This is a genomic window from Mucilaginibacter sp., assembly GCF_028288185.1.
Lineage (GTDB): Bacteria > Bacteroidota > Bacteroidia > Sphingobacteriales > Sphingobacteriaceae > Mucilaginibacter.
On sequence record NZ_JAQBOF010000026.1, the window covers coordinates 12,175 to 37,326 of the forward strand.

Below are 25,152 nucleotides of genomic sequence, written 5' to 3' on the forward strand. Positions count from 1 at the left end.
CAAGGTACGAAATTAATCAGCCCAATATTAGGATAAAACCGTATTAATGTGGACTAATAACCGTATGTGGAAAAAAAGCTAAAATGGCTATGCTTAACATGCGCTTTTTATAACCATTTTATTGGTAAAAAAGGGCTATTAAATCAACTAAATTCTTAACTTCGCAGGTCGTATAAAAAACCTGTTTTATACGATCAATTATAAAGCAAATATCTACAAATAAATTAAAATGGCTGAAGGTACAGAGAACGATAACCCGAACAAAGAAGACAGAATAATTTCTATAAATATTGATGAAGAAATGCGATCGGCTTACATTGATTATTCAATGTCTGTTATCGTATCACGTGCCCTGCCTGATGTGCGTGACGGTTTAAAACCCGTACATAGGCGCGTGCTTTTTGGCATGCTCGATCTGGGTTTAAATAATAACAAACCCTATAAAAAATCGGCCCGTATTGTGGGTGAGGTAATGGGTAAATATCACCCGCATGGTGACGCTTCTGTATACGATACTATGGTACGTATGGCGCAGGAGTGGAGCTTACGCTATCCGTTGGTTGAGGGCCAGGGTAACTATGGCTCAATTGATGGTGATAACCCTGCGGCAATGCGTTATACCGAGGCTAGATTAGAAAAGATAGCCGAGGAAATGCTGGCCGATATCAATAAAGATACTATTGATTTCCAATTAAACTTTGACGACTCGTTACAAGAGCCGACGGTATTGCCTGCAAAATTCCCTAATTTGTTGGTTAACGGTGCATCGGGTATAGCGGTAGGTATGGCTACTAACATGGCGCCGCATAACTTATCAGAGGTTATTGATGCTACTATGGCGTTGATTGATAACCGCGATATTGAGGTTGCCGAGTTAATGAAACATGTTAAGGGCCCCGATTTCCCTACAGGTGGTATTATCTATGGTTTTGAAGGCCCGCGTGAGGCATTAGAAACCGGCCGTGGCCGTGTAGTGCTACGTGCCCGTGCCGAAATTGAAATGCATGGCAATGACCGCGAACGTATTATCGTTACCGAAATACCTTACCAGGTAAATAAAGGTTTGATGATAGAACGTACCGCCGACCTGGTTAATGATAAAAAACTGGAAGGTATATCAGCCATCCGTGACGAATCTAACCGTGAAGGTATCCGTATAGTTTATGAGATAAAACGCGAAGCTAATGCAGCTATCGTATTAAATAACTTGTTTAAATACACGGCTTTACAAACGTCTTTCAGCGTAAACAATATCGCGTTGGTACATGGCCGCCCAATGATGTTGAACCTGCGTGACCTGATACATCATTTTGTTGAGCACAGGCATGAGGTTGTTGTTCGCCGTACCAAATTTGAACTGTCCGAAGCACAAAAGCGCGCACACGTTTTAGAAGGTTTATTGATCGCCTTAGATCACCTGGACGAAGTAATTAAGCTGATACGCGGTTCGCAAACTCCTGATGAAGCTCGCGAAGGCTTAATGAGCCAGTTTGGTTTGAGTGATATACAGGCACGTGCCATACTGGATATGACCCTAAGAAGGTTAACCGGATTGGAACGCGACAAGATCAAAGACGAATACGAGGGTTTGATGAAACTGATAGAATACTTAAACTCCATCTTAGCGGATGAAGGTCTAAGGATGCAGATCATTAAAGACGAATTATTAGAGATAAAAGAAAAATATGGTGATGAGCGTAAAACAGAAATGGTACACTCATCAGCAGAAATGCAAACCGAAGACTTTATTGAGGATGAGGATGTTGTAATCACTATTTCTCGCGAAGGATACATTAAACGTACCCCACTTACAGAGTACCGCAGGCAGGGCAGGGGTGGTAAAGGATCAATTGGCAGCAATAGCCGTGATGCAGATTTTATTGAGCATTTGCTGATAGCATCTAATCACAACTACATGTTATTCTTTACAGAATCTGGTCAATGTTTTTGGTTACGTGTGTTTGAGATTCCGGAAGGATCACGCACATCTAAGGGCCGCGCTATCCAGAATATCATAAATATCCCTAAAGAGGAAAACATAAAAGCTTATATCAAGGTTATTAACCTGAAGGATAAAGAATACCTGGAGAATAACTTTATAATAATGTGTACCAAAAAAGGTGTGATTAAGAAAACTTCGTTAGAAGCTTACTCTCGTCCGCGTGCAAATGGTATCAATGCTATAAATGTTAATGAAGGTGACTCATTATTAGAAGCAAGCTTAACCAGCGGCACCAGCGAAATTGTAATGGCCTTAAAATCAGGTCGTGCAATACGTTTTAATGAAGCTACTGTAAGGCCAATGGGTCGTACGGCAACCGGTGTAAGGGGCATAAGCTTAGCTAATGATAATGACGAAGTTGTTGGTATGATAAGTATTGACAACCCGGAAACTACGGTGTTGGTAGTATCAGAGAAAGGTTACGGTAAACGTACCGATATTGATGACTACCGTGTAACCAATCGTGGTGGTAAAGGTGTTAAAACGCTTAACATTACTGACAAAACAGGCAATTTAGTAGCTATTAAAGGCGTTACAGACAATGAAGACCTGATGATTATTAACAAATCAGGTATAATTATTCGGATCGCTATAAGTGAATTAAGAACAATGGGCCGTGCAACGCAAGGAGTGAGGCTTATCAATCTAAAAGGTAATGACGAAATTGCGTCAGTAGCTAAAATTGAACATGATGATGAGGAAGAGGAAACAGAAACTGACGATGCTGTAGAAAATCCGGATGGAGATACAGCGGCTGATTCTGATACCGAACCAACATCACCAACTGACATAACTGAATAAAAAATGAATGGCCGTAAAATAGCTTTATCGGTTTTATTGGTATTATTTACTGCACCTTTGGCATTTTCCCAATCAGAAATGTTAAAAGGTGTAGTAAATAGCTTGGCTTATTATAAACAGCGGAAAGAGCTAAAGTTTTTAACTATCGCTAAAAAGTCCATTGATAGCCTGTTGAAACTAGCTCCTGACACCAGTGATCTGGAGAAGAACGTTTATCGTGCGGTTATTAATTCGGCTATTTTATATGTAGACTCGACAAATAAAACAGGCCAGCCCGAAAATTATTTCAGAAAAACTGTTGAGCAGGTTGATATACTAAACGGTCGCAATAAAATATACAAATATCAGCCCGAAATGGATTTTGCCAGGCAGTGTCTGGCAAATGTATATTTACGTAAGGCGTTTGCTTACGTTACTATTTCAGACTATTCTAACGCTATAGTGCTGTTTTTAAAAGCGCATAAATACGTACCTTCCTTTAAACCGTTAAATGCTTACATCGCCTATACTAATAATAAATTAGGAAATTTAACTGCCGCTGCCCGATACTATGATAATTTGGTAAAAACCGACAGTATAAGGACAGACTATATTGAAGCTGCGGCCAACGTATATAAAGCAGTAGGAGATACCTCAAAAGCAATTGAAATGATAAGACGTGGCAGGAAACTCCTGCCAAATGACAAGTTTTTGCTGTTAGATGAGGCTAATATTTATAATAATAATAAAGATTATAAATCTTTAGAGCCCTTATTACCTCAATTGCTTGACATTAATATAAATAACCCCGATATTGTGTTTGTAGCAGCAAATTGCTATGATCATCTTTATCAATATGATAAGGCAGAAGCACTTTATTTGCGCGTAATAGATTTAAATAATTCTGCTTTCGACCCGATATTTAATTTGGGATTGCTTTATTTAAAGAAAAGTGCTCTAAAAAAGGGGGGGGATAGCGATAGGAATATACTTTACGCCCAGCAATGGGTTGAAAAGGCGAATGAAATATCACCAAATAACATAAAGTGCCTTGAAGTGTTGCAGCTTATTTATGCACAGACCGATAATAAAGACCAAACAGACAAGATAAATAATAAACTAAAACAGTTAACCAATCAATAAATTAAAACCATGAGAATTAAATTTTTGATAGCGGGCTTGTTGGGCATAGCCTCTACCACGGCATTTGCGCAAAAATACGAGTTAAGCAATGCTAAAGAAACGTATGATAAATATGTGGCATTAAGTAAAGTAAAGGCTACTTATGTCGAGGCTGATAAAAATCTTAACGCAGCTAAGGCGTCAATTGATAAAGCCGCTACAAACACCAAGACTGCTGAGTTGCCTCAAACCTATGCGTTAAAAGCTGCGGTTTATGCCACGTATTCTATGCGTGATACTGTTGCAGCTAAAACATTACCGTTTTTTAATACGGCAGATGAAGCGCTAAAAAAAGCTAAAGAACTAGATACAAAAGGAGAGAACAAGGCATTGATACTTGATGCGGCTAATAACCTGGCTCAATATCAGTTAAATAGAGGCGTTGCTGACTTTCAACATAAACAGTTTGACCTAGCGTATAAAGATTTTGATTATTTTCATCAACTATTCCCTGAGGATACTACAGCTTTATACTATTCAGGTTTAGCTGCCGTGGCCGGAACAAACTATCCCGCGGCGCTTACTGCATATTCAAAATTGCTTCCGCTTAAATTTTCTAAAAAAGAGACTATTTATCTGGATATGTCAAGTATCTATCTAACTCAAAAAGACACTGTTAATTCTTTAAAAATAGCTACGGAGGGTGTAGAGAAATTTCCATCAAGCTCTGATTTAAGAAGGAGAGAGATTGAAATAAGCTTGCAAACCGGTAAGGGCCAGGAAATGGTTGGTAAGATACTGGCAGCTATAAGTAACGACCCGAAAAATAAAACACTATATTATTATGCCGGGTTAACTTATACTACTTCTGGAAATAATATAGGCAAAGAATTAGCTGGATTAAAGAAAACATCAAAAGATGTTGCTGCAATAAGTGCAATGCAGGCTAAAAAGGATGATTATTTTGCAAAAGCAGTTGAGATGTATAAAAAAGCGCTGGATATTGATCCGCAATATTATGAAGCCAACTTAAATATGGGTTATGCATATATTGCACCTGCTATAGATATGTATAATGATGCCAATCAATTACCGGCAAGTAAACAAAAAGAATATACTGCTGCTATTGCAAAAACAACTGCACAAGCTGAATTAGCTAAACCATATTTAATTAAAGCCACCGAATTAAATCCTAAATCAAAAGATGCTTTGGTAAATTTGAAAAATTACTACCTGGTTACAAAGGATACTGCTAACGCAAATGTAACACAGAAAAAAATAGAAGCTCTTCAATAGGGGTACTAAATAATTTTTAAAGCCTGCATTTTTGGTGCAGGCTTTAAAAAGATAACACTACTTAACATAATGTTAATTATGAGAATAATTATTATCTTGGAAAAACTATAGATTTTTAGTTTTAATTACTGATATTTAAGCGTTATGGTAGTATCAGAACGATTATCTAAATGGGGAATGCGTATTTATCCTCCACTTTTTTTTCAGCGCATTTGGGTGGTTAAAATTGATAAGGGTTTTAGAGGTGTTACTGTCAGGATAAACAAAAGTATTTTTAACCGCAATTACAATAATTCCATATTTGGTGGTACCATATTCTCAGCTGCCGATCCATTTTACCCGTTGCTTTTTCACCAGATATTTATGCACAAGGGCTATAATGTTATAGCATGGTCAAAATCGTCCGAAATTCAGTTTATAAAACCAGGGTTAACTAAATTGCAGTTTAAAATAGCCATATCAGATGAGGAGATAGCTGAGGCTGAGCATGTACTAAACGCTGGCGGTAAGTACATAAAAGCTCACCCGATAGACATATATAATACCAATGGCGAGATATGTGTAACATTGACGAATGAGGTTTATTTACGCAACCTTAACTTTGTTGAAAATATATAATGTATGAAAGTGTTTATAAACGATAATTCATTTTTGGACAAAGAGTTTTCTATATCTACTGATAAAAGCAAACTTAATTTTGATATGATTTACGGTTATTTAGACCAGGAATCCTATTGGGCTAAAGGCATACCTGCCCAAAAGCTTAAATCGGCTATTGATAACGCCATGTGTTTTGGTGTTTATCAGCATAAAACACAAATTGGATTTGCGCGGGTTATTACCGATAAAGCCACTTTTGCTTATATTGCTGACGTATTTATCCTGCCCGAATTTAGAGGAAAAGGTTTGTCGAAATGGTTAATACAAACTATTTTGGGTCATGCTGATTTGCAGGGATTAAGGCGATGGTCGTTAGCCACTGCCGATGCTCAAGGTTTATATAGCCAATTTGGATTTACAGAAATAACCCGTCCGGAAAGATGGATGGAAATATTTACGCCCTACCAAGTGCTTAACAAAGAAGAAAATGAACGTAAAGAAGCAAATTTTTGAGGGCGAAGGTGTAAAACTTGATTTTAAAAAAACTATCACCAGCTGCGAAAAAATAGCCCGCACTATGGTGTCGTTTGCTAATAATAAAGGCGGGCGTTTGCTTATTGGCGTAGCCGATGACGGCACAATTAAAGGTGTAAAGTCTGAAGATGAAGAACGTTACATGATAACCAAAGCCGCGCACTTATATGCCAGGCCCGCCCTTGAACCGGTATTTGAAGAAGTATATGTAGATGATAAATTAGTGCTGATTGTTGATACCCCCGAAAGCACCCTTAAACCCCACTATGCCTTAGCCGAGGACGGCAAATGGTGGGTATATGTACGGGTAAGGGATAAGAGTGTTTTAGCAAGCAAAATTGTTGTGGACGTGCTAAAAAGATCAACAGAAAATACGGGCGTATTGATTGAGTATTCTTCCAAAGAAAAATCATTGTTAGAGCACCTGGAGAAAACGCCCCGTATCACTGTAAAAGAATATTGCGACCTAATTAAAGTTGGCCGCAGGGCCGCCCAGCGCATACTGGTAAACATGGTACTGTCTGGCATTATACGTATTCATACTACCGATAAAGAAGAGTATTATACTGCCGCTTAATACTACTTTGTAAATGCTGTCTATCTACACAAAATACAGATCACATTATCGTGATAATTTGAAGCTGGCCATACCGGTAGTAATATCACAACTGGGCCATACACTTGTACAAACATCTGATACAATTATAGTTGGACACTTTGCCGGAACTGTTAGTTTAGCTGCCGTATCGCTGGCTACAAGCATTTTTATCGTTCCATTAATTATAGGCATCGGTATATCCTATGGGTCTACCCCACTCATTGCGCAACATAATGGCCGCAAAGAATTTTCCGAATGCGGGCAGTTACTATCCAATAGTTTATTCATTAATGTACTTAGCGGCATTGTGCTATTCGGTTTAGTTGCCTTAGGCTCCATTTATTTTCTGGATCAACTTCATCAATCGCCACAGGTTATAAAACAGGCTAAACCGTTTTTAATGTTGCTGGCATTGTCTGTTATCCCGATGCTGATATTTAACACCTTTAAGCAATTTGCCGAAGGCTTGGGCTTCACCAAACAAGCTATGATGATATCCATCTGGGGCAACATCTTAAACATTTGCTTAGGGGTAACTTTTGTAAAAGGTTTATTTGGCATACATCCTATGGGTATTATGGGTGCCGGTTACAGTACATTGATTGACCGTTGTGTAATGGCTTTAGTTATGGGGATATACGTTTTCAGATCCAAACATTTTAAAGTTTATTTAAAAGGATTTGCTCTGAAAAACATTGACCGGTTACGTAGTCTAAAAATATTAAAGATTGGGGCACCTGTAGCCTTACAGTATGTTTTTGAAATAAGTGCCTTTAGCGCTGCTGCAGTAATTATAGGAACCATCGGGCTGGTACAACTTGCCGCCCATCAGATAGCTATTAATATGGCATCTATGACGTATATGATGTCGAGCGGATTATCAGCGGCAGCTGCCATTAAATCGGGTAATTATTTTGGTGTTAAGGATCATAAAAACCTAAAGTTATCGGCCAATGCCAGCTATCATATTGTGTTGATATTTATGAGCATAACCGCTTTGATATTTACATTCGGCAATCATGTTTTACCCTGGATATATACTTCAGATAAGAACGTTATACTCATTGCATCACAGCTACTTATACTGGCAGCTATATTTCAATTGTTTGATGGGGCTCAAGTTATCGGGCTGGGGATATTAAGAGGAATGGGCGATGTGAATATACCAACAGCTATTACATTTTTGGCTTATTGGATAGTTGGTTTACCCATCGGTTATTTTTGGGGTATCCATTTAAATTGGGGTATCACCGGCGTGTGGTACGGCCTTGTTTTGGGGCTAATGGTATCTGCTGTTTTGCTTTATGTGAGATTTAGAATTATAAGCAAACATCACCGGGATAAACAAATAATCATTATCACGCAGGATTAAAATCTGTTTCAAGACTAAAAATATTGCCTTTAAACAACTTTCGCCGTTTTGTCGTGAAAGAATATACCCGTGATTAGAAAATCGTTTAAACTCACTTATTGGGTTTACTAACATAAATATTGCCTTTGATATAAAACCGATAAGGCAATAAGGAATCCTCTTTTGCGTATGCAACCCCTACCCTTGGCACTGCCGCTATATTTTCATCGGGTATAACCATACCCCTATCCTCGATCCATAAAGTATCGCTTTGCAAGCTGATGGCATTAATTTTTCGCGATATCCCTAAGGCCTGCGCTACAGAGCCCGGTCCCATGGTTATAGCCGGCTTTACCTCCTTCATCTTACGGCGAAACTGCATAATGTCTACCCCTACAGTTGGTTGTATAGCTCTGATTAATATCGCACGGGGTTCTCCTTCACCAGATACTACCACGTTAAACATTTCATGAATGCCATAACATAAATACACATAGGCAATACCGCCCTGCATATACATGGTTTTTGTACGGGGCGTTAACCTATTGCCATAGCTATGAGCCGCCTTGTCAATAATTCCGTTATAAGCTTCTGTTTCAACAATATAACCGCCGGTAATTGCACCATCAATATCGGTAAATAAATACTTACCCAATAGTTCGCGGCTAATAGCAACAACATCATCACGGTGATAAAAAGATTCGGGTAGTTTCATTTTTTCTTTAAGATGGCTTTCAGTAGTTTATTGATCTGTTTGGCTTTATCAAACACCATAATATGGGTCCCTCCTTTAACTATAGTTGCGTTGCTGATGTTTTTATAATTAAAAACCAGGTCTTTATCGCCAACTATATGATAAAGATTTGGCGGGACTGTTTTGTTGCGCCATTTTAATACCGCGTCCATGGCCCACTTTATAAACTTTGGTGATGACTTCTTCAGCATATCATCAAACAACCAGGCATCTTGTGCAGACATTTTACCAAATACAGGCTTGATAAAATAGCCCATCTTAGTAATTAAACTACCCGATACTAATCTGTACAGCGGCAAAGCATTAAACACTTTAAAATACCAGGGAGCTTCGTTAACAGTTTTAATACTCGATATCAATATCACTTTATTTAACCCCATTTGTTTGGCAATTTCAACAGCTATCATCCCACCTAACGAAATACCAATTACAATTGAATTATCAGTTATAAAATATTGATAGATAAGTTTTTGAGCATAAGTATCTAAAGTATCACATTCATTGGGCTCTATCCAATCAACCGGAACAACATCATTGTCGCCAAGGTCGATATTGTTGTAAAGACGGGTGTCGGCACCAAGGCCGGCAATTAAAAATATCTTAGCCATTAAAGTTTATCAGCGCGCAAACCTGCTCCAGGTATTTGGCATCGATCTCATCAAACTGCGCTAAATTTTCGCTGTCTGCATCTAACACACCAACCACCTCATTGTTGTAAAATAATGGCAAAACAATTTCAGACCGCGATGCCGAACTACAGGCAATATGCCCCGGGAACGCGTCAACATCAGGCACAACTAAAGTCTTGCCCTGCTCCCATGCGCCACCACATACACCCTTCCCCTTAGCAATCCGTGTACATGCAACCGGCCCCTGGAAGGGCCCCAAAACCAGCTCGCCGCCCTTCACTATATAAAACCCCACCCAAAGCCATTTAAACTGCTCCTTTAAAGCCGCAGCTATATTTGCAAGGTTAGCAACCAGGTCGGCTTCGCCATAAAGCAAAGCCTCTATCTGCGGGATGAGCGATTTATACTGTTCTTCCTTATCGGTTGATGTGGTAATTGTTAGATCTTCTGCCATGTTAGCAAAGTTACGTATGTGGGTTTAAAAGTAAATAAGGCAAATCTCATATTTAATCTTTTATTTAGTAGTTCCATGATAGTTAGCCTCACCATAGTACGTTATAGAAAGCTATTTATACCCTTTGCGCTATTGGCAATGGCTGTACATAGGTTGTTTTTGTGGCTGCAAAAAGGCTGCACCTTCTGGAAACTACTAGGCAGCGGCCAAAACGGAACATTCGACCTGCAACCCGACTGGCAGCAATGGGGCCTAATCGCCGTATGGCAAACCCGCGAAGACTTTGACCGGTTCTATAAACGCTCCTATATAGCCTCCTGGTGGAAATTATTCGGTGTTGAGCGGTGGACAATTCTACTGAACCCGCTGCAAAGCCACGGTAAATGGGACGACAAAGAACCGTTTGGCAAACCGGATGTAGGTGATTATACCGGCCCGATAGCTATATTAACCCGCGCCACCATCCGCCTGAATAAATTGAAGAACTTTTGGGGCAATGTTGATGAAGTAGCCGATCTGATGACCACAGCTAAAGGCTATATCACTTCATTTGGGATTGGTGAGGCGCCATTGTATCGCCAGGCAACGTTTTCTATATGGGAAAGTTTGGATGATGTTAAAGCTTTTGCCTATCAATCGCGCGAGCATAGCGAAGTTATTAAAAAGACCCGCACCGAAAACTGGTATAAAGAAGAACTATTCGCCCGGTTTAAACCTATTGCTACTTTTGGAACCATTAAAGGACAAGACCCGCTAAGTGACCATATAAATCTATTTAACAAATGAGAGTAATTGCAGAACTGCCACACCCCGAGTTTAAGATAACCATCTTTAACATGAACCAAAAGTTCATCATAAAGGTAGAACGCGGCATATTAGAACAAAGTTATAAAATACCCGAAATGGACCTAACCGATGGCGTTAATAGTGTGTTTGAATTGCTGGACGAGGAGTTTTTAAAGACAGTTGCCACCCGTTTTGCAGAGATGGGTAAAGATTTTAAAGCAAGCTATTATAGGTATAACTATTAGTTGAGGTAATTTATATAAGTATTTGATTTTAAATTAAATACTTATATATAAATTAGTAAACAGAATTTTATTTGGCGATAGAAAACGGCCATATATAAGGCAATTATATAGTATAGCCATCCAAAAATCAACCCCCGACATCGTTTGCGTAAAAAAACAGATGGGTTGGCTTTTTAGTGAGTGATAAATTGTAAAATTGTGACTGACAACCAATGTCCCCAAAAAACAACCTATATTGTAATACCAATTAATTTTATGAAAAAAATCATTCAGGCCAAATCAACCCGTTATACATCTTTACTATCGGTAGCGCTTATAGCAACGCTATTTGCACTACCCTCTTTTACAAAGAATGACGACCCGGGAATCATCACCATAAATTCTGTAAAAGTTACCGGTGGTATTCAAGCCCCTACTTCGCTGGCTTTCCCAACCCCTAACAAGGCTTGGGTTACCGAGCAAACCGGCAAGGTTCGTCTGATAAAAGATGGCCAGCTAACCGATGTTGTTGTGCTTGATCTGAAACCGAAGATGTTAAGGGTTAACTCGGGTTACGAAGAAAGAGGTTTATTAAACATTACCCTGCATCCTAAATTTGCCACAAACGGCAAGTTCTACGTTTTTTATAGCAGACGTACTTCTACCATGAATCCTGACAACAAACGCAGGTTTGACCATACAGATGTTGTAGCGGAATATAAAATGCTGCCTAATTCGGATATAGCTGATACTACCAGCGCCCGCATTATATTAACCCAGGATAAACCTGATGGTAACCACAATGGCAGCGGTATAGTATTTGGCGCCGATGGTTATTTATATGTATCATTTGGCGATGGCGGCGGTCAGCATGACCAGCATGGCCCAATTGGTAACGGCCAGCGTATGGATACCTGGTTGGGTAAACTCTTGCGTATAAACGTAAATGTTGATTCTACCTATTCTGTTCCTAAAGACAATCCTTTTGTTGGCAAAGCAGGTGTTAAGCCCGAGATATGGAGCTATGGTTTCCGTAACCCTTACCGGATATCATTAGACAAAGCATCAAAACAAATATTTATAGGCGAAGTTGGCCAGGATACGTGGGAAGAAGTTGATATAGCACAAAAAGGCGCTAACTATGGCTGGCGTTTGGTTGAGGGCAATCATTGCCATAACCCGGCAACAGGTTGTGATTTTACAGGTCTTACCCCGCCTATTACCGAATATCACCATAGCGAAGGCGTATCTGTTATCGGTGGCTATGTTTATAACGGAAAAGATGTACCAAGCCTGAAAGGCAAGTATATTTTTGGCGATTGGACAGGCCCTATCTGGTACCTGCAAAAAGCAGGTGATAAATGGCTAAGAGGTAAAGTAAATATGACAAACTTCCCTGCCAGTGGCAAGATCACAGGTTGGGGCGAAGATCAGGCTGGTGAGCAATATTACCTTATCAACTCGGAAGCTAGCCCCGGCCCTGCCGGAAGCACTACAGGAAGTATTTATAAGATCATTAAAAATTAACAATGAGAAAGCGCCTTAGTAATCCGTTTAATATTATTTTTTTAGGAGGAGTTTGCTTATTGCTGCTCCCTTCTTACATTTTTTACCGCTCTACAATCAATAGCGAGGCCACTGCGCCAACTTTAACGTTAAAAGTACAACAAGTAGCTTCAGGCCTGCAAGCTCCGTTAGACATGAGCTTTTTAAGTAATGGCGATATTTTAGTAGCTGAGCAAGCGGGCAAGATCCGTTTGATAAAAGATGGAAAGCTAATTGATGCGCCTTTACTGGATATTAGCAGTAAACTCATAAAGACCATGCCGGTTGATGTACGCGGGTTATTGGGTTTTGCGATGCATCCAAAATTTAATAGTAATAGAAAAATCTATGTGTTTTATTGCGCACCATCAACTGCTGATAAATCAGACCATAAAAATGTGGTAGCCGAATACACGTTATCTCCAAACTCAACCCAGGTTGACCCAAACAGTGGCCGTATTTTATTTACCACCGATCAGCCAGGCCAAGGAGATAATGGTGGCTGTTTAAAATTTGGGCCCGATGGATATTTATATATATCTGTTGGAGATGGCGGTGGCGGCGGTGATAAGCACGGGCCAATTGGAAATGGTCAGAATAAAAACACCTTACTTTCTAAGATCTTACGCATCAACATAAACAGCGATTCTACCTATACCGTACCAAAGGATAATCCATTTGTTGGCAATGCCGGTGTAAGGCCCGAAATATGGGCGTATGGCTTGCGTAACGCCTGGCGTTTCTCTTTTGATAAAGCTACAAAGCAACTATTTACCTGCGATGTTGGCGAAGGCGCATGGGAAGAAATGGATATCATTGAAAAAGGCGGCAATTATGGCTGGCGGATGATAGAAGGCAACCACTGCTTTAATCCAAAAGTTGATTGTGAATTTACCGGCACCATAAAACCATTGGCCGAATACGACCATAAAAGCGGCGTATGTGTTATTGGCGGTTATGTTTATAACGGCAAACAATTACCTGCGCAAAAAGGCAAATACTTTTTTGCGGATTGGACAGGCCCGATATATTACATCGAAAAAACCGGTACCGAATGGCAACGTGGTAAAGTAACTCTGCAAAACTATCCTGCGGATTTAAAGATAACAAGCTGGGGCGAAGACGCTGCCGGTGAGATCTATGTAATAACCAATGGCGGTACGCTGCTGGCTGATGTTAAGGGTGCTATTTATAAGGTGGTGAAGTAGGTGTTTACCGTCGTCTGTGTCCCCCCGTTTTCCATTGTCTGTGTCCCCACAGACAACTATATCAAGATATATCAAGCTGTCTGTGAGGACACAGACAGCGGAAATGGTTAAACTGTCTATTTTGATAGTTATTTGCATAATAAATGGAATAACTTGGTAATAGTTTGGTAATTATTTGATGATATATAAATAGCCTATAGTAAAAACAGACCACTTGTTTTGTATGTTCCACCTAATCGGGTCAAAAAATCAATAATTACTATAACTTACTTATTTACAATAGTTTAAATATACTTACTTAAATAAATACTGGTGTACCAAAGTGTTCCGCCCAATTTTATAATTTATTGATATATAATTAATTACAAAAATAGGTGTTCCAGGTGTACCACCTTTATCGTGGTACACCTGTCAATAATTGCCCCACTAATGCCGGTACACCCACACTCGCCTTCTCCTCTATTTTAATAAGGTTCTTTACCCTGCTTATATCCGGTATGTTTGGGTCGATGATATATTTGGGTACATCATAATGAACATAGTTAACCAAACCTGCTGCGGGGTATACCGCCAGCGATGAGCCCACTAAGATAAATAGATCTGCCGCTTGGCACTCCCTCGCTGCCGGGATAATCATCGGTACATCCTCGCCAAACCAAACCACATGCGCCCGTAGCTGCGAGCCTAACTCGCACATCGCTCCCATTTTAAGCTCCCAGCCATCAATGGGATAAGTCAATGCGGAGTTCAGGCTCGATTGTGAGCGGGTAATAACGCCATGCAAGTGCATTACATTGGTAGAGCCTGCACGTTCATGCAAATCATCAATATTTTGGGTGATGATGGTTACATCGTATTGTTGCTCCAGTTGAGCCAGCGCATAATGCGCCGCGTTAGGTTTAGCCGCTAATGCATCGCGCCGGCGCATATTGTAAAAATCCTGCACCAATTGCGGGTTTTGCTGCCATGCTTCGGGTGTAGCAACCTTTTGCACATCATAACCCTCCCAAAGTCCATCACTATCTCTAAAGGTCTTTAAACCGCTTTCAGCGCTTATTCCGGCACCGGTTAGTACAACTATCTTTTTCATAAATAATAATCCACAAAAAAAGCGGCCGGTATAATACACCGACCGCTTTTTTAATTATAACTTTTTTAGTTTAAAGGGCTAATTCGCGGTTGGTGCGTAATGCGGTGTATTTGCTCTTGGCCAGCTCGAAACCACCAAACAACACCAAACCAAAAGCAGCATCACCCAAAAGCATATTTCTTTCAAATGGTATAGCGGCAACCAAAGCCTCCCAATAACCTAACAATGAATAAGGATAAAGTGATGCAGCTCCGTTTATCCACGGCAGATCCATAATTAACCAATGGATTGTTACAGGTGCCAGTAATATTACTATACTATTAACGATAGTCAGTTTTTTAACTTGTGAACCTATAAGTACAATTATTGAGAAGCATACGCAATTCCAAAAGGTATCACTGCTCCACAATGACCAGTGCGATGTATAGGAATGATTAATAATAACATCACTTACAAAAAACGTTAATAATACTATAAAATATGCTTTCCATTTCTCATTAAAGTAAACACCACCAAAAATGGCTATTGCCCCCACAGGTGTAAAATTACTCCATACCTGGTATTTAAAGGTTAATAAGCGTACGGCTGTAAGGACTATTATCATTAAAGCCAGTATAATATTGCGGGTGTTTATTTTTTGTAATGACATAGTTGTAAAATTACATATTAATCCTAAAATTACTAAACTATTTATTTATTCACTAAAGCGATCTTACCAGGGCTAATACCGGTAACTATTGAATATTCTTTTTTACCTGCCTTATCAAAAGCAGTTACCGTTCCATTTGATGAATAATCTTTTGCATCGGCAACAAATATTTCGCCGGTCAATACATCGCCTGATATGGCGTACGGTGTTGTAATAACCGTACCATCCATAATAAAATTAGCCGATGAAGCTGTTTGGGTCTTAGCATTATAAACTGCTATTTTATTATCAGCTGTTGGATAGTAAACAAAATCGCCTTGCGAATAAATTGGCACGTTGTATCCTAAAGATACGGTAGGGTTTGTTTTTACTACGTCTGTTTTGTCGTCAATTATAGTCATACCGGCTAATACTTTATTGTAGTCGCCTAATGATAAAACATAAACGTTATCATAAGCATCAACAGTAACAGCTATAGGATTAGCAATAACGGTCACTTTTTTAGTTTCGGTAAGTGTAGTCAGGTCAATAACAGATACAGTCTTGGCGAAATTTGGATAATCTAAACCACCCGAATTGGCAACGTATAGTTTACCATTAGCAACAGCCATTTGCTCGGGGCTGCTACCCACTGTAATTGTTTTGGTAATAGCCATAGTAGCAGTATCAATTACAGAAACGGTACCACTGTATGAGGTTACAAACGCGTTTGTTTTATAAAAAACTACGCTTCGTGGCTGGTTTAGCGTGATGGTTTTTAACACCTTAGCAGTTTTAGCATTATTAATGTAAACCAGGTTTGAGTTGTTTACAACAATGTACATTTTAGCGCCATAGATACCCAGGTCGTTACCTGTATCGCCAAGCTTATTAGTGTTGGCTGCTACAAAAATATCGGCTGTTAATGCTTTTGTTGTATAGTCATAATAGGTTAAAGTACTGTTGTTTTTGCCAATACCGCCCTGGTTAAGCACATAAACACCGGCGCGCTGCGCGGTTGGTGTTTCAGGAGTTGGGGCTGTTTTATCTTTATGGCATGATGCCAATATCGTTACAAATGCTAACGCGATAAAAAGATTGTGAAGTTTAATTTTTTTCATGAGTTATTGTTTTATATAGTTATTTGAAATGAAATTCTGAATGACCTACCCGGCATAGGATAACTTTGTACTACCACATAGTTTGTATTAAAAATGTTGTTAACCTCTGCAGATAAAGTGATAGGGAAATGATTAACCGCACCTTTGTACACTACTGACGCATCGCTTATGGCGTAGCCCGGCATGTAATCGTTATTTGTATAGTTATCATTAATATTATCGTTCTCGTAATATCGTGATGATAATAATACCTGGTTATAATACAAACCAAATGCGCCCCTGCTAACGCCCGCGTTTATGGCTACAGTGTGTTTTGGGGTATAAGGTAGCTGGTTAAGATATATAGATGCTGTAGGGTCTGTTACGTTTTGTACTTGTTGATAGGTATAGTTTGCCGCTAAGGTCACTGTAAAGAGTTTTAGCTTTACCTGTGTTTTTAAACCCGCATCAAGCCCCAGTACTTCAACCTTGCCTATGTTACGGGCATAGCCGTTATAAAGGCTTGGGATATATAGGATTTTATCGGTTACGTTATTATAATAAGCATCGGTAGTAAAGCTCAGATAGTCCAATAACCCCGATAAGCTTTTCAGGTAACTAACACCAAGGTCATATTGCCTGGTAAACTCCGGCCTCAGAATGGGGTTTATACTAAAGCCGTAATACTGATCGCTAAACGTAGGTGCACGGAATATGTATTTATAAAATCCGCTCAATTGCAAATTTTTATCAGTAAAAGGTTTTATAGTGGCTATTAAAGTTGGTGCGTAGATGTTCCTATCGGGCGTGGTGGTGCCAGTCTTTACGGTTTCGTGCAAATAGGTATTGAGCAAACTGCCTTGTAAGTTCAGATCGCCCAATATTAAATTGCTCACCAAAGCATTAAGGATTGTTAACCGTGTTGGGTACCGAAAATTAGGCAAATCGGCATTCATGTTATTTACAGCGATGTCTGTTGCATACGATATTTGCCAGTTTGGTTTGATATAGTAAGCCAAAGCCGCCGACTGATAATATTCGCGCTGGCTAAAATGCTGATCAAGCACCCCTGCCGTATTCGGGAATTGCGGATCAAGATACCGCAACTGGTTTTGCGAAAACTTTGAATTTACCAATAACTGTAACCCGCTATTCCATTTATGCTCATACCCACTCTGTAAAAACAGATCGCGGTTATACAGTTTTTGCCCTATTGGCGGCGGCGTGTAAAGAATTACTGCATTAGGTAGCCCCCTATCAGAGTTGTAATAGTTAACCCGTAGATTAAACTTGTTGTTGCTATCGGTAAAATACAAAGTACCATCAACCTGCTGGATAGCTACCTCTGATCCTACCCTTTTCTGTTGTGTATTGGTTGCGCCGTCAAAAAGTAAATATTTGTAGCCACCATCGGCGTTTACCGTATAACTATTTATTATAAATGCCCATTTATTACTAAGCCGTTGCTGCCATTGTAAATACGGGTTTACTAAACCAAAGCTGCCTGTTTTAATTCCGGCGGTTATCAGATAAGATTTTTCTGCGGATAAGTTGGGTTTTATGGTTTCGATTGATAAAACGCTGGCTGCTGCAAAGGCCCGCGCAGTCTGCAAAATATTGGGTGGCTGCGCATTATATAAAGTGATTTTCTGTATACCGTTCACGTTAAGTTTACCCAGATCAACCTGCCCGTTCTCGGCATCATTGATCTGCACACCGTCATACAAAATCGAGGTATGATTAGCGCCAAGCCCTCTAACCGACACCGTTTTTAAACCACCAATACCGCCGTAATCTTTAATAATAACACCAGAGAAATCACGGATCGCATCGGCCACATTAAAAGCGTTATAATGAATAAAATCATTTGCCGAAATTGATTGTGATGGCACAATAACTTGTACCTGAGGGATAGTTGATGTGTTTATTTTAACTTCCTTTAGTTTTTTAGTAGTATCGCTTTGCGCAAAAAGATGAGTAGTGGCACTTAAACAGATCAATACCATAAAACATCCGGCCCAAAGCCCTTGATATTTAAAAGTGTATGATACTGTTTTTTTCATGCCTGATGTAAGTGAAGCTTACAGGAATGATAACAATGGAATGAAAACACGCCGGTTTTACAGGAGAGCATCTCACATCCAAGCTTCAATCCCCGAAAGCTGTGAATAATATAAATACTCTGGCAGGTCTTCTGACTTACTCCCCTTTTGTCCCGTCTTCCCATCCGCCTGAGCGAATAGTGACTATTGAATAGACTATGGTTATGGAGCTTACAGCTGCGGGACAGTTACAGAATTACACTGTATTCCCTTTTAATTCTTTAATAATTGTTATTGTTAAAGAAACCTAAAGCATTACAAAAATAGCATAACAATTGATAACTGCAAAACCAATAACCCTATTTAATTTCATTAAAACAAAACCCTAAAGCACTATAACTGTTCATTAATATATCTATTTATTAAAAATATTATGACAACAGCAGCATTAAATCCGGTAAAACGGTACAATACATATAAAGAATCCGGAGTGGTAAATTTAAACTGGCCAGAGCGCTATATTTCTATCGCTACTGGTGTAAAGCTTACCTTTTCGGGATTAGGTAATTTATTTTCGAGCCCGTTAATTAGTATTTTAAAATTGGGCGCAGGCGGGTATTTATTAAATCGTGGCGTTAGCGGCCATTGCGCCATATATTCAAAAATTGGCAAGGATACACAAGAGCCGGTTAATATAAACATCAGGACAGCGTTTACCATTAACAAACCACGACAGGAGGTTTATAAATTTTGGCGTCAACTGGATAACCTGCCACTGTTTATGAATCACCTGGAAAATATTGAGTTGATAGACGATACCCGATCACATTGGGTACTTAAATTACCTACCGGCGTAGGCACTGTTAGCTGGGATGCCGAAATTGTAAAAGACAAACCGGGAGAAATGATCGGTTGGAGCTCCCTACCCGATTCAATAATTGATAACGCAGGTAAAGTATTTTTCAGGGATAGCTTAGATGGCAAAGGCACCCTGGTTGATGTAGTAATAACCTACCAACCACCTGCAGGCGGCGTTGGTGCCGGTATAGCACATATACTAAACCCGTTGTTTAAAAATATAGTAGATAATGATGTACGCAACTTTAAGCAGTACATGGATTTGGAAAACACTTTAAAATCAGTTGCGCACAATGGTCATCCGCACAAGTCAGCAACAACGCATAAATCAGTAGCACATAAATAAACCCACAAAAGTTTGTAAACTAAAAAGCCCCGCAAATAGCGGGGCTTTTTAGTTTACTGCTGATTATTAATCAGTCTTCATACCGTACTTATCACTAAACCTTTTGTAAAGCTGTTTATGCAGGTTATCCAAGTTGATATTTCTTCCTTGTATAAACGCGGCATCAATATTTAGTGTGATCATGTCCAGCGCATCGCCTTCTGAAATAAATAGGTTGGCATCTTTGCCTGTTTCCAATGTCCCGGTGGTTTTATCTATACCTAATATTTTAGCGTTATTAATGGTGATCATGCTCAATGCCTGCTCTTTGGTTAAACCATAGCCAACAGCCTGTCCTGCCTCGAAAGGCAAGTTGCGCTGGCGCCAGAAACCAATGCCGGTTAAGCCGTACAATACACCTGCATCCTGTAGTATTTTTGGCAATTTATAAGGCAGGTATACATCATCCTCATCCCTTGCAGGTAAGGTTTGGGTTTCTTTTATGATAACCGGCACATTATTTTGCTTTAAAAGGTTAGTAACCAGGTATGATTCCTTACCTCCTACTATAACCGCTTGTATCCCTAGCTTATTGGCAAACGTTACTGCTTCAATGATCTCTTTGGCACCATCAACATTTACAAATAGTTTCTTGGTACCATTAAACAATCCTTTCATGGCCTCAAAGCGCAGATTAATAACTTCAGGCTTTGTTTCTGCATAAGCTTTTGCTTGTGTAAATAAATTATTTACTGCATCCATGGCTTTTAATCTTGCTTCATCAGGCGATTCTGCTCCAGGTATTGCTACTACAGGCCCTCTTCTGCGGCCTGCTCTAACAACCGGCCAGTTTAAATGTATGGCTATATCGGTTTTATAAGCAGCATCTTCCCAGTTCCATGCATCCAATTGCACTACGGATGATTGGCCTGTTAACAAACCACCATTAGGAGTTGGCTGAGCCAGTAATATTCCGTTTGAACGAACTGTCGGAATCACTTTTGAATCTGTATTATAAGCTACAATCGAACGTACGTTAGGGTTAAGATCACCGGTTTCTTCCTCATCAACCGTTCCTTTTGCACCTTCTTCGATCTCAACTAATCCCAAAGTAGTTACAGGGCATATAAAGCCGGGATATACTTGTTTACCGGCTGCGTTAATAATCTCGGCACCACTTGTATTGGGTGCGGTACCCTCACCTATAGCGGTAATTTTACCTTTATCAAAGGCAATGTATCCGTTATTAATTACCTGTCCGTTACCAATATGTAAAGTGGCACCGGTAATTATTATCGGCTTTGATTGTGGTTTGGCAGGCGATATAGTAGCCTGCGCATAAGTAAGGACCGTGCTTAGCAATAATCCTCCAAAAATTAATATCTTTTTCATCTTATTGATCCTATTTCTTGTTAAGCATTCCGTTATAACTATCAGCAACTACATACGATCCTTCTTCAATATCATCGCAAGTATAGCCGGGGCGTCTTCCGCCACCACCAGTAGGTCTTTGTGTTACCGCGCCTTTGTTTTTAGCTTCCAGCATTTTTTGGATAATGCGGCCTTCGTCAGCTTTTAAGGCTTTTTGTTTGGCAGCATCTTTTTCATAATCCCAATAGGCAATACCGTCAACATAAGTTTTCTCGGCAACCGCGTAGATTGATAGTGGATCTGTCGACCAAACTACCAGATCGGCATCTTTGCCCGGTTTAATACTGCCTACTTTATTATCAACATGCAGCATTTTTGCAGGATTAAGTGTTACCAATTTTAATGCATCTTCTTCGCTCATGTGGCCATAGGTAACCGCTTTACCAGCTTCCTGGTTAAGGCGGCGTGCCATTTCTTCATCGTCAGAGTTGAACGCGGTAACTACACCCATTTCATTCATGATCTTACCATTATAAGGTATCGCTTCAGAAACCTCGCTCTTATAGGCCCACCAATCAGAGAAGGTAGAACCGGCAATGTTATGAGCTTTCATTTTATCAGCTACTTTATAACCTTCTAATATGTGGGTAAAGGTATTTACATGAAATCCCATTGAATCAGCAACATGGATCAGCATATTTATTTCTGATTGTACATAAGAGTGGCAAGTGATAAAACGCTTGTTATCCAATATCTCAACCAAAGCTTCTAACTCCAGGTCACGGCGAACGTGGTTGCCTTTTACAGCACGGGCAGCTTTGTATTCTTTAGCGCGGGTAAAGGCATCAACATAAACTTGCTCTACTCCCATTCGTGATTGCGGGAAACGTGTATTAGGACCGGCTTGTACATTAAAGTTACTTTGCTTTACGTTTTCGCCTAATGCGAATTTAATAAAGCCGTCCGCACCTTCAAACTTCATTTGCTCAGGCAATACACCCCAACGATGTTTGATCAGCATGGTTTGACCACCCACAGGGTTAGCCGACCCGTGCAGGATATGTGAAGTTGTAACCCCACCGGCTAACTGGCGATATAGGTTGATATCTTCCGAGTCAAGCACATCACCAACCCTTACTTCGGATGTTACGGCTTGCGTGCCCTCGTTAATGCCACCTGTAGCTGCAATGTGCGAGTGTTCGTCAACAATACCGGCTGTAATATGCTTGCCGGTTGCATCTATAACTTTAGCATTACCTGCTGCCAGGTTTTTGCCTACAGCTTTTATTTTACCATTCTCTATTAATACATCAGCATTTTTAAGGATGCCATCTTTTTCGTTTGTCCAAACGGTTGCATTTTTAAATAGTACAGTTTCTGCTGTTGGCAGTTCGGTGTTACCAAATGCGGCAAACGGATAAACCACCGGGCCCGCGGTTAAATTAGCCTTGGGTGCTTCCGGGCGATTTGTCACTGGAACCGGACCTGAATAAACAGCCGACCAATTAGTAGATGTACCATCAGGCAATATAGCGCCGCCGCTCAATGTTACCGGCGCAGTGTTTGAAATATATCCGCTTAAACGAATATTTCCTGCCGGATTGGCTTTTAGATCAAAATACAAACTAACCATATCGCCTGTACGGGTAAAAGTTCCGCGGGCACGGGCGCTATCTGCGCCGCTACGCTGAACAGCTAGTTCGTACGAACCAGGGTTACCGCTAACTCTTAAAGTTATACCGGCTAAACCATCGCCCGATAATTTATAAGAACCGGCCAGATTTATAGGGCTTACACGGCTCACAACGTATTGCCTGCCTTCTACCCAGTTTTCGTAAATAACGTTTTCTTTTTTAAACAGACCATCGGATGTTATGATAAAGTTGGCCATTTTACCTTTGGCTAGTGTGCCTATTTTATCTGATACACCCAACATTTCTGCAGGAATTTCAGTAAGCGATTTTAATGCTTGCGCCTCGCTTAATCCATGGTCTATTGCGATACGCAGGTTTGTCCAGAAATCGCGGGCATTGGCTAATCCATAAGATGTAATAGCGAAACGAATACCGGCTTTTTCCATTGTTGCAGGGTTGTTTGGTGCCAACTCCCAATCTTTCAATTGTTCGTATGTAACTTTCCTGGCTTGCAACGGATCTTCCACATCAAAAGCATCAGGGAAAGTTAGCGGGATAATGAAACTACTGCCGGTTGCCTTCATGGCATCAATGCGGCGATACTCGTCACCATCGGTTTTAAAGATGTATTTCTTTCCAAATTCCTTAGCTACCTTATCGGCACGTAACACACTTAGCGGATCCGTAGCCTCGAATATCTGAGGCAAAGATTGTGTACGATTAAACTCAGCTAATGAAATATTATACTCTTCTTTTTGTGAACCGTACCATTGGCCATCTAAATACGTTTGACGTATTAAAGCAATGCTACCCATTAATGATGATGGATAGTTAGTTGCCGCAGTACCTTTGGTAAACGAATAATGTGCTGCGGCTTCTTCATTCAGCATCACCAGGTTATCGCGTTCATCCCCCAAAGAGGCTACTACCGATGTGCCACGGGCAATACCATCATGTATTAATGATTGTACAGCACCAAAGCCATTCTTTTTCATAACCTCGGCCTTGGTCGCGTCAACATGGAATATTGATTTAACATTCATTTCAGGGCGGATTGCTTCATTCCATCCATAAGCGCCTGGTTTTGTTGAAACAGGTGTAACAGTGCGGGTAAAACCTGCAAATGCTTGTCTTGGTGCATCGGGTAAACCGTAGGTAGTATAAGCGTCTATCAGTCCGGGATAAATGTATTTTCCTTTCAGATCAACTACTACATATCCTTTAGGGATTGTTGCGGCCGGGCCTACGGATTCAATCATCCGGTCCTTAACCAATAATGTACCGTTAGGAATTGTTTGTTGTGCGCTTACCACAATGGTAGCGTTGGTAAATGCGTACAATCCGGGTCGGATATCCTGCACCCCATTTACAGGGAAGGTTTGTTGCGCCCTTGCAAAATTGCATAATAAGGCCGCAAAACCATAAAGTAAGAGTTTCTTCATGTGTTTTAATTATGAGTCAGTTAGTTTTCCCGAATATAATTGTAATAATTTAAGGTTTATATGCGTAACAAAAATAATAGACAAAAAAAAGACCCACATTAAGCGGGCCTCTATATAATATCTGTAAAATACGACTATTTTACCGCATCAATCACTGCTTTAAAAGCATCTGGATGATTCATAGCTAAATCAGCTAATACTTTACGATTTAAACCAATTTCACTTTTAATTAATTTACCCATTAACTGTGAATAAGAAATTCCGTGTTGACGGGCACCAGCGTTGATACGTTGGATCCATAAAGCTCTGAACTCTCTTTTCTTGGTTTTTCTATCGCGGTAAGCGTATTGTAAACCTTTTTCTACTGTATTTTTAGCAACGGTATAAACCTTGCTTCTTGATCCCCAATAACCTTTGGCGAGGATCATGATCCTTTTTCTGCGTCTTCTTGACGCTACGGCGTTAACTGAACGTGGCATTTTGTTTGTTTTTTGGTAGTGAGTGCCTTTTTAAGGACTTTAATACTCGAATACCTGGTTAAAAATTAATTAATTACTTCCCGATACAAAGCATACGTTTTACGTTACCCATATCAGCATTAGAAACTAGACTAGTGTGAGTTAGGTTACGCTTACGTTTTGTTGACATCTTGGTTAAGATGTGGCTTTTGTATGCGTTCTTTCTTGCAATTTTACCGGTTCCAGTAAGCTTAAAACGCTTTTTTGCACTGGAATTGGTTTTCATTTTTGGCATATCCGTTATTTATTTGTGTTAGTTAT

Annotated in this window: 23 protein-coding genes and 1 riboswitch; of the genes, 12 read left to right on the plus strand and 11 right to left on the minus strand. The window is 39.9% G+C overall.

The annotated features are described in order from the left end of the window. Nucleotides 1-229: 229 nt before the first annotated feature. From gyrA to JWQ34_RS10295, 7 genes are all read left to right on the plus strand, one after another. Complete coding sequence (gene gyrA / locus JWQ34_RS10265; protein WP_299357156.1) at nt 230-2,803, plus strand: DNA gyrase subunit A; 2,574 nt, start codon at nt 230-232, stop codon at nt 2,801-2,803. Between the two features lie 3 nt (nt 2,804-2,806). Then, nucleotides 2,807-3,925, plus strand: coding sequence for a hypothetical protein (locus JWQ34_RS10270; protein WP_299357157.1), 1,119 nt, complete (start codon nt 2,807-2,809; stop codon nt 3,923-3,925). A 9-nt stretch (nt 3,926-3,934) separates the two neighbouring features. Then, on the plus strand, nt 3,935-5,200 hold the full coding sequence (locus tag JWQ34_RS10275; RefSeq protein ID WP_299357158.1) for a hypothetical protein: 1,266 nt from the start codon (nt 3,935-3,937) through the stop codon (nt 5,198-5,200). Nucleotides 5,201-5,344: 144 nt separating this feature from the next. Then, on the plus strand, nt 5,345-5,818 hold the full coding sequence (locus tag JWQ34_RS10280) for a PaaI family thioesterase (RefSeq protein ID WP_299357159.1): 474 nt from the start codon (nt 5,345-5,347) through the stop codon (nt 5,816-5,818). A 3-nt stretch (nt 5,819-5,821) separates the two neighbouring features. Continuing rightward, nucleotides 5,822-6,313 (plus strand): GNAT family N-acetyltransferase, encoded by a 492-nt coding sequence (locus JWQ34_RS10285; RefSeq protein WP_299357160.1) that lies wholly within the window; start codon nt 5,822-5,824, stop codon nt 6,311-6,313. Then, nucleotides 6,288-6,911: an ATP-binding protein gene (locus tag JWQ34_RS10290; RefSeq protein WP_299357161.1), complete on the plus strand. Its 624-nt coding sequence runs from the start codon at nt 6,288-6,290 to the stop codon at nt 6,909-6,911. Before JWQ34_RS10285 ends, JWQ34_RS10290 begins: the two co-directional genes overlap by 26 nt. A gap of 13 nt (nt 6,912-6,924) precedes the next feature. Continuing rightward, nucleotides 6,925-8,304 (plus strand): MATE family efflux transporter, encoded by a 1,380-nt coding sequence (locus JWQ34_RS10295; protein ID WP_299357162.1) that lies wholly within the window; start codon nt 6,925-6,927, stop codon nt 8,302-8,304. 91 nt (nt 8,305-8,395) lie between these two features. Here JWQ34_RS10295 and JWQ34_RS10300 read toward each other — a convergent pair whose 3' ends face one another. Genes JWQ34_RS10300 through JWQ34_RS10310 form a run of 3 tightly spaced genes read right to left on the minus strand, consistent with a single transcriptional unit; the run spans nt 8,396 to nt 10,120 of the window. Continuing rightward, nucleotides 8,396-8,998: a DNA-3-methyladenine glycosylase gene (locus JWQ34_RS10300; protein ID WP_299357163.1), complete on the minus strand. Its 603-nt coding sequence runs from the start codon at nt 8,996-8,998 to the stop codon at nt 8,396-8,398. Next, nucleotides 8,995-9,645 (minus strand): alpha/beta hydrolase, encoded by a 651-nt coding sequence (locus JWQ34_RS10305; RefSeq protein WP_299357164.1) that lies wholly within the window; start codon nt 9,643-9,645, stop codon nt 8,995-8,997. The genes JWQ34_RS10300 and JWQ34_RS10305 overlap by 4 nt, the downstream gene beginning before the upstream one ends. After that, nucleotides 9,638-10,120 carry a GAF domain-containing protein gene (locus JWQ34_RS10310; protein ID WP_299357165.1) on the minus strand — a complete coding sequence of 161 codons (483 nt, stop codon included), beginning with the start codon at nt 10,118-10,120 and terminating at the stop codon, nt 9,638-9,640. The genes JWQ34_RS10305 and JWQ34_RS10310 overlap by 8 nt, the downstream gene beginning before the upstream one ends. A gap of 75 nt (nt 10,121-10,195) precedes the next feature. Between JWQ34_RS10310 and JWQ34_RS10315 the strand changes: the two genes are divergently transcribed. From JWQ34_RS10315 to JWQ34_RS10330, 4 genes are all read left to right on the plus strand, one after another. Beyond that, on the plus strand, nt 10,196-10,906 hold the full coding sequence (locus tag JWQ34_RS10315; RefSeq protein ID WP_299357166.1) for a DUF3291 domain-containing protein: 711 nt from the start codon (nt 10,196-10,198) through the stop codon (nt 10,904-10,906). Beyond that, nucleotides 10,903-11,151, plus strand: coding sequence for a hypothetical protein (locus JWQ34_RS10320; protein ID WP_299357167.1), 249 nt, complete (start codon nt 10,903-10,905; stop codon nt 11,149-11,151). Before JWQ34_RS10315 ends, JWQ34_RS10320 begins: the two co-directional genes overlap by 4 nt. A gap of 255 nt (nt 11,152-11,406) precedes the next feature. Continuing rightward, a complete protein-coding gene (locus tag JWQ34_RS10325; RefSeq protein WP_299357168.1) occupies nt 11,407-12,657 on the plus strand; it encodes a PQQ-dependent sugar dehydrogenase in 1,251 nt (416 codons plus the stop codon). Between the two features lie 2 nt (nt 12,658-12,659). Beyond that, the gene (locus JWQ34_RS10330) at nt 12,660-13,883 is read left to right on the plus strand and encodes a PQQ-dependent sugar dehydrogenase (protein WP_299357169.1); all 1,224 of its coding nucleotides are present in this window, start codon (nt 12,660-12,662) and stop codon (nt 13,881-13,883) included. Nucleotides 13,884-14,277: 394 nt separating this feature from the next. Here the strand turns inward: JWQ34_RS10330 and JWQ34_RS10335 are convergent, their stop codons facing one another. The 4 genes from JWQ34_RS10335 to JWQ34_RS10350 form a co-directional block, all read right to left on the minus strand. Continuing rightward, entirely contained in the window at nt 14,278-14,973 is a 696-nt protein-coding gene (locus JWQ34_RS10335) for an NAD-dependent deacylase (protein WP_299357170.1), read from the minus strand. A 70-nt stretch (nt 14,974-15,043) separates the two neighbouring features. Next, a complete protein-coding gene (locus JWQ34_RS10340) occupies nt 15,044-15,622 on the minus strand; it encodes a DUF6580 family putative transport protein (RefSeq protein WP_299357171.1) in 579 nt (192 codons plus the stop codon). Between the two features lie 41 nt (nt 15,623-15,663). Continuing rightward, entirely contained in the window at nt 15,664-16,722 is a 1,059-nt protein-coding gene (locus tag JWQ34_RS10345) for a DUF5074 domain-containing protein (RefSeq protein ID WP_299357172.1), read from the minus strand. 11 nt (nt 16,723-16,733) lie between these two features. Then, nucleotides 16,734-18,764, minus strand: coding sequence for a TonB-dependent siderophore receptor (locus JWQ34_RS10350; RefSeq protein ID WP_299357173.1), 2,031 nt, complete (start codon nt 18,762-18,764; stop codon nt 16,734-16,736). A 103-nt stretch (nt 18,765-18,867) separates the two neighbouring features. Beyond that, nucleotides 18,868-19,069: riboswitch (cobalamin riboswitch) on the minus strand. A gap of 107 nt (nt 19,070-19,176) precedes the next feature. Between JWQ34_RS10350 and JWQ34_RS10355 the strand changes: the two genes are divergently transcribed. After that, nucleotides 19,177-19,947 (plus strand): SRPBCC family protein, encoded by a 771-nt coding sequence (locus JWQ34_RS10355; protein ID WP_299357174.1) that lies wholly within the window; start codon nt 19,177-19,179, stop codon nt 19,945-19,947. A gap of 66 nt (nt 19,948-20,013) precedes the next feature. On the opposite strand, the gene JWQ34_RS10360 is transcribed toward JWQ34_RS10355, so the two are convergent. From JWQ34_RS10360 to rpmI, 4 genes are all read right to left on the minus strand, one after another. Next, a complete protein-coding gene (locus JWQ34_RS10360) occupies nt 20,014-21,318 on the minus strand; it encodes an amidohydrolase family protein (RefSeq protein WP_299357175.1) in 1,305 nt (434 codons plus the stop codon). 10 nt (nt 21,319-21,328) lie between these two features. After that, on the minus strand, nt 21,329-24,373 hold the full coding sequence (locus JWQ34_RS10365) for an amidohydrolase family protein (RefSeq protein WP_299357176.1): 3,045 nt from the start codon (nt 24,371-24,373) through the stop codon (nt 21,329-21,331). A gap of 134 nt (nt 24,374-24,507) precedes the next feature. After that, on the minus strand, nt 24,508-24,852 hold the full coding sequence (gene rplT / locus JWQ34_RS10370; protein WP_299357177.1) for a 50S ribosomal protein L20: 345 nt from the start codon (nt 24,850-24,852) through the stop codon (nt 24,508-24,510). Between the two features lie 73 nt (nt 24,853-24,925). Next, on the minus strand, nt 24,926-25,126 hold the full coding sequence (gene rpmI / locus JWQ34_RS10375) for a 50S ribosomal protein L35 (RefSeq protein WP_158996148.1): 201 nt from the start codon (nt 25,124-25,126) through the stop codon (nt 24,926-24,928). Nucleotides 25,127-25,152: the final 26 nt, after the last annotated feature.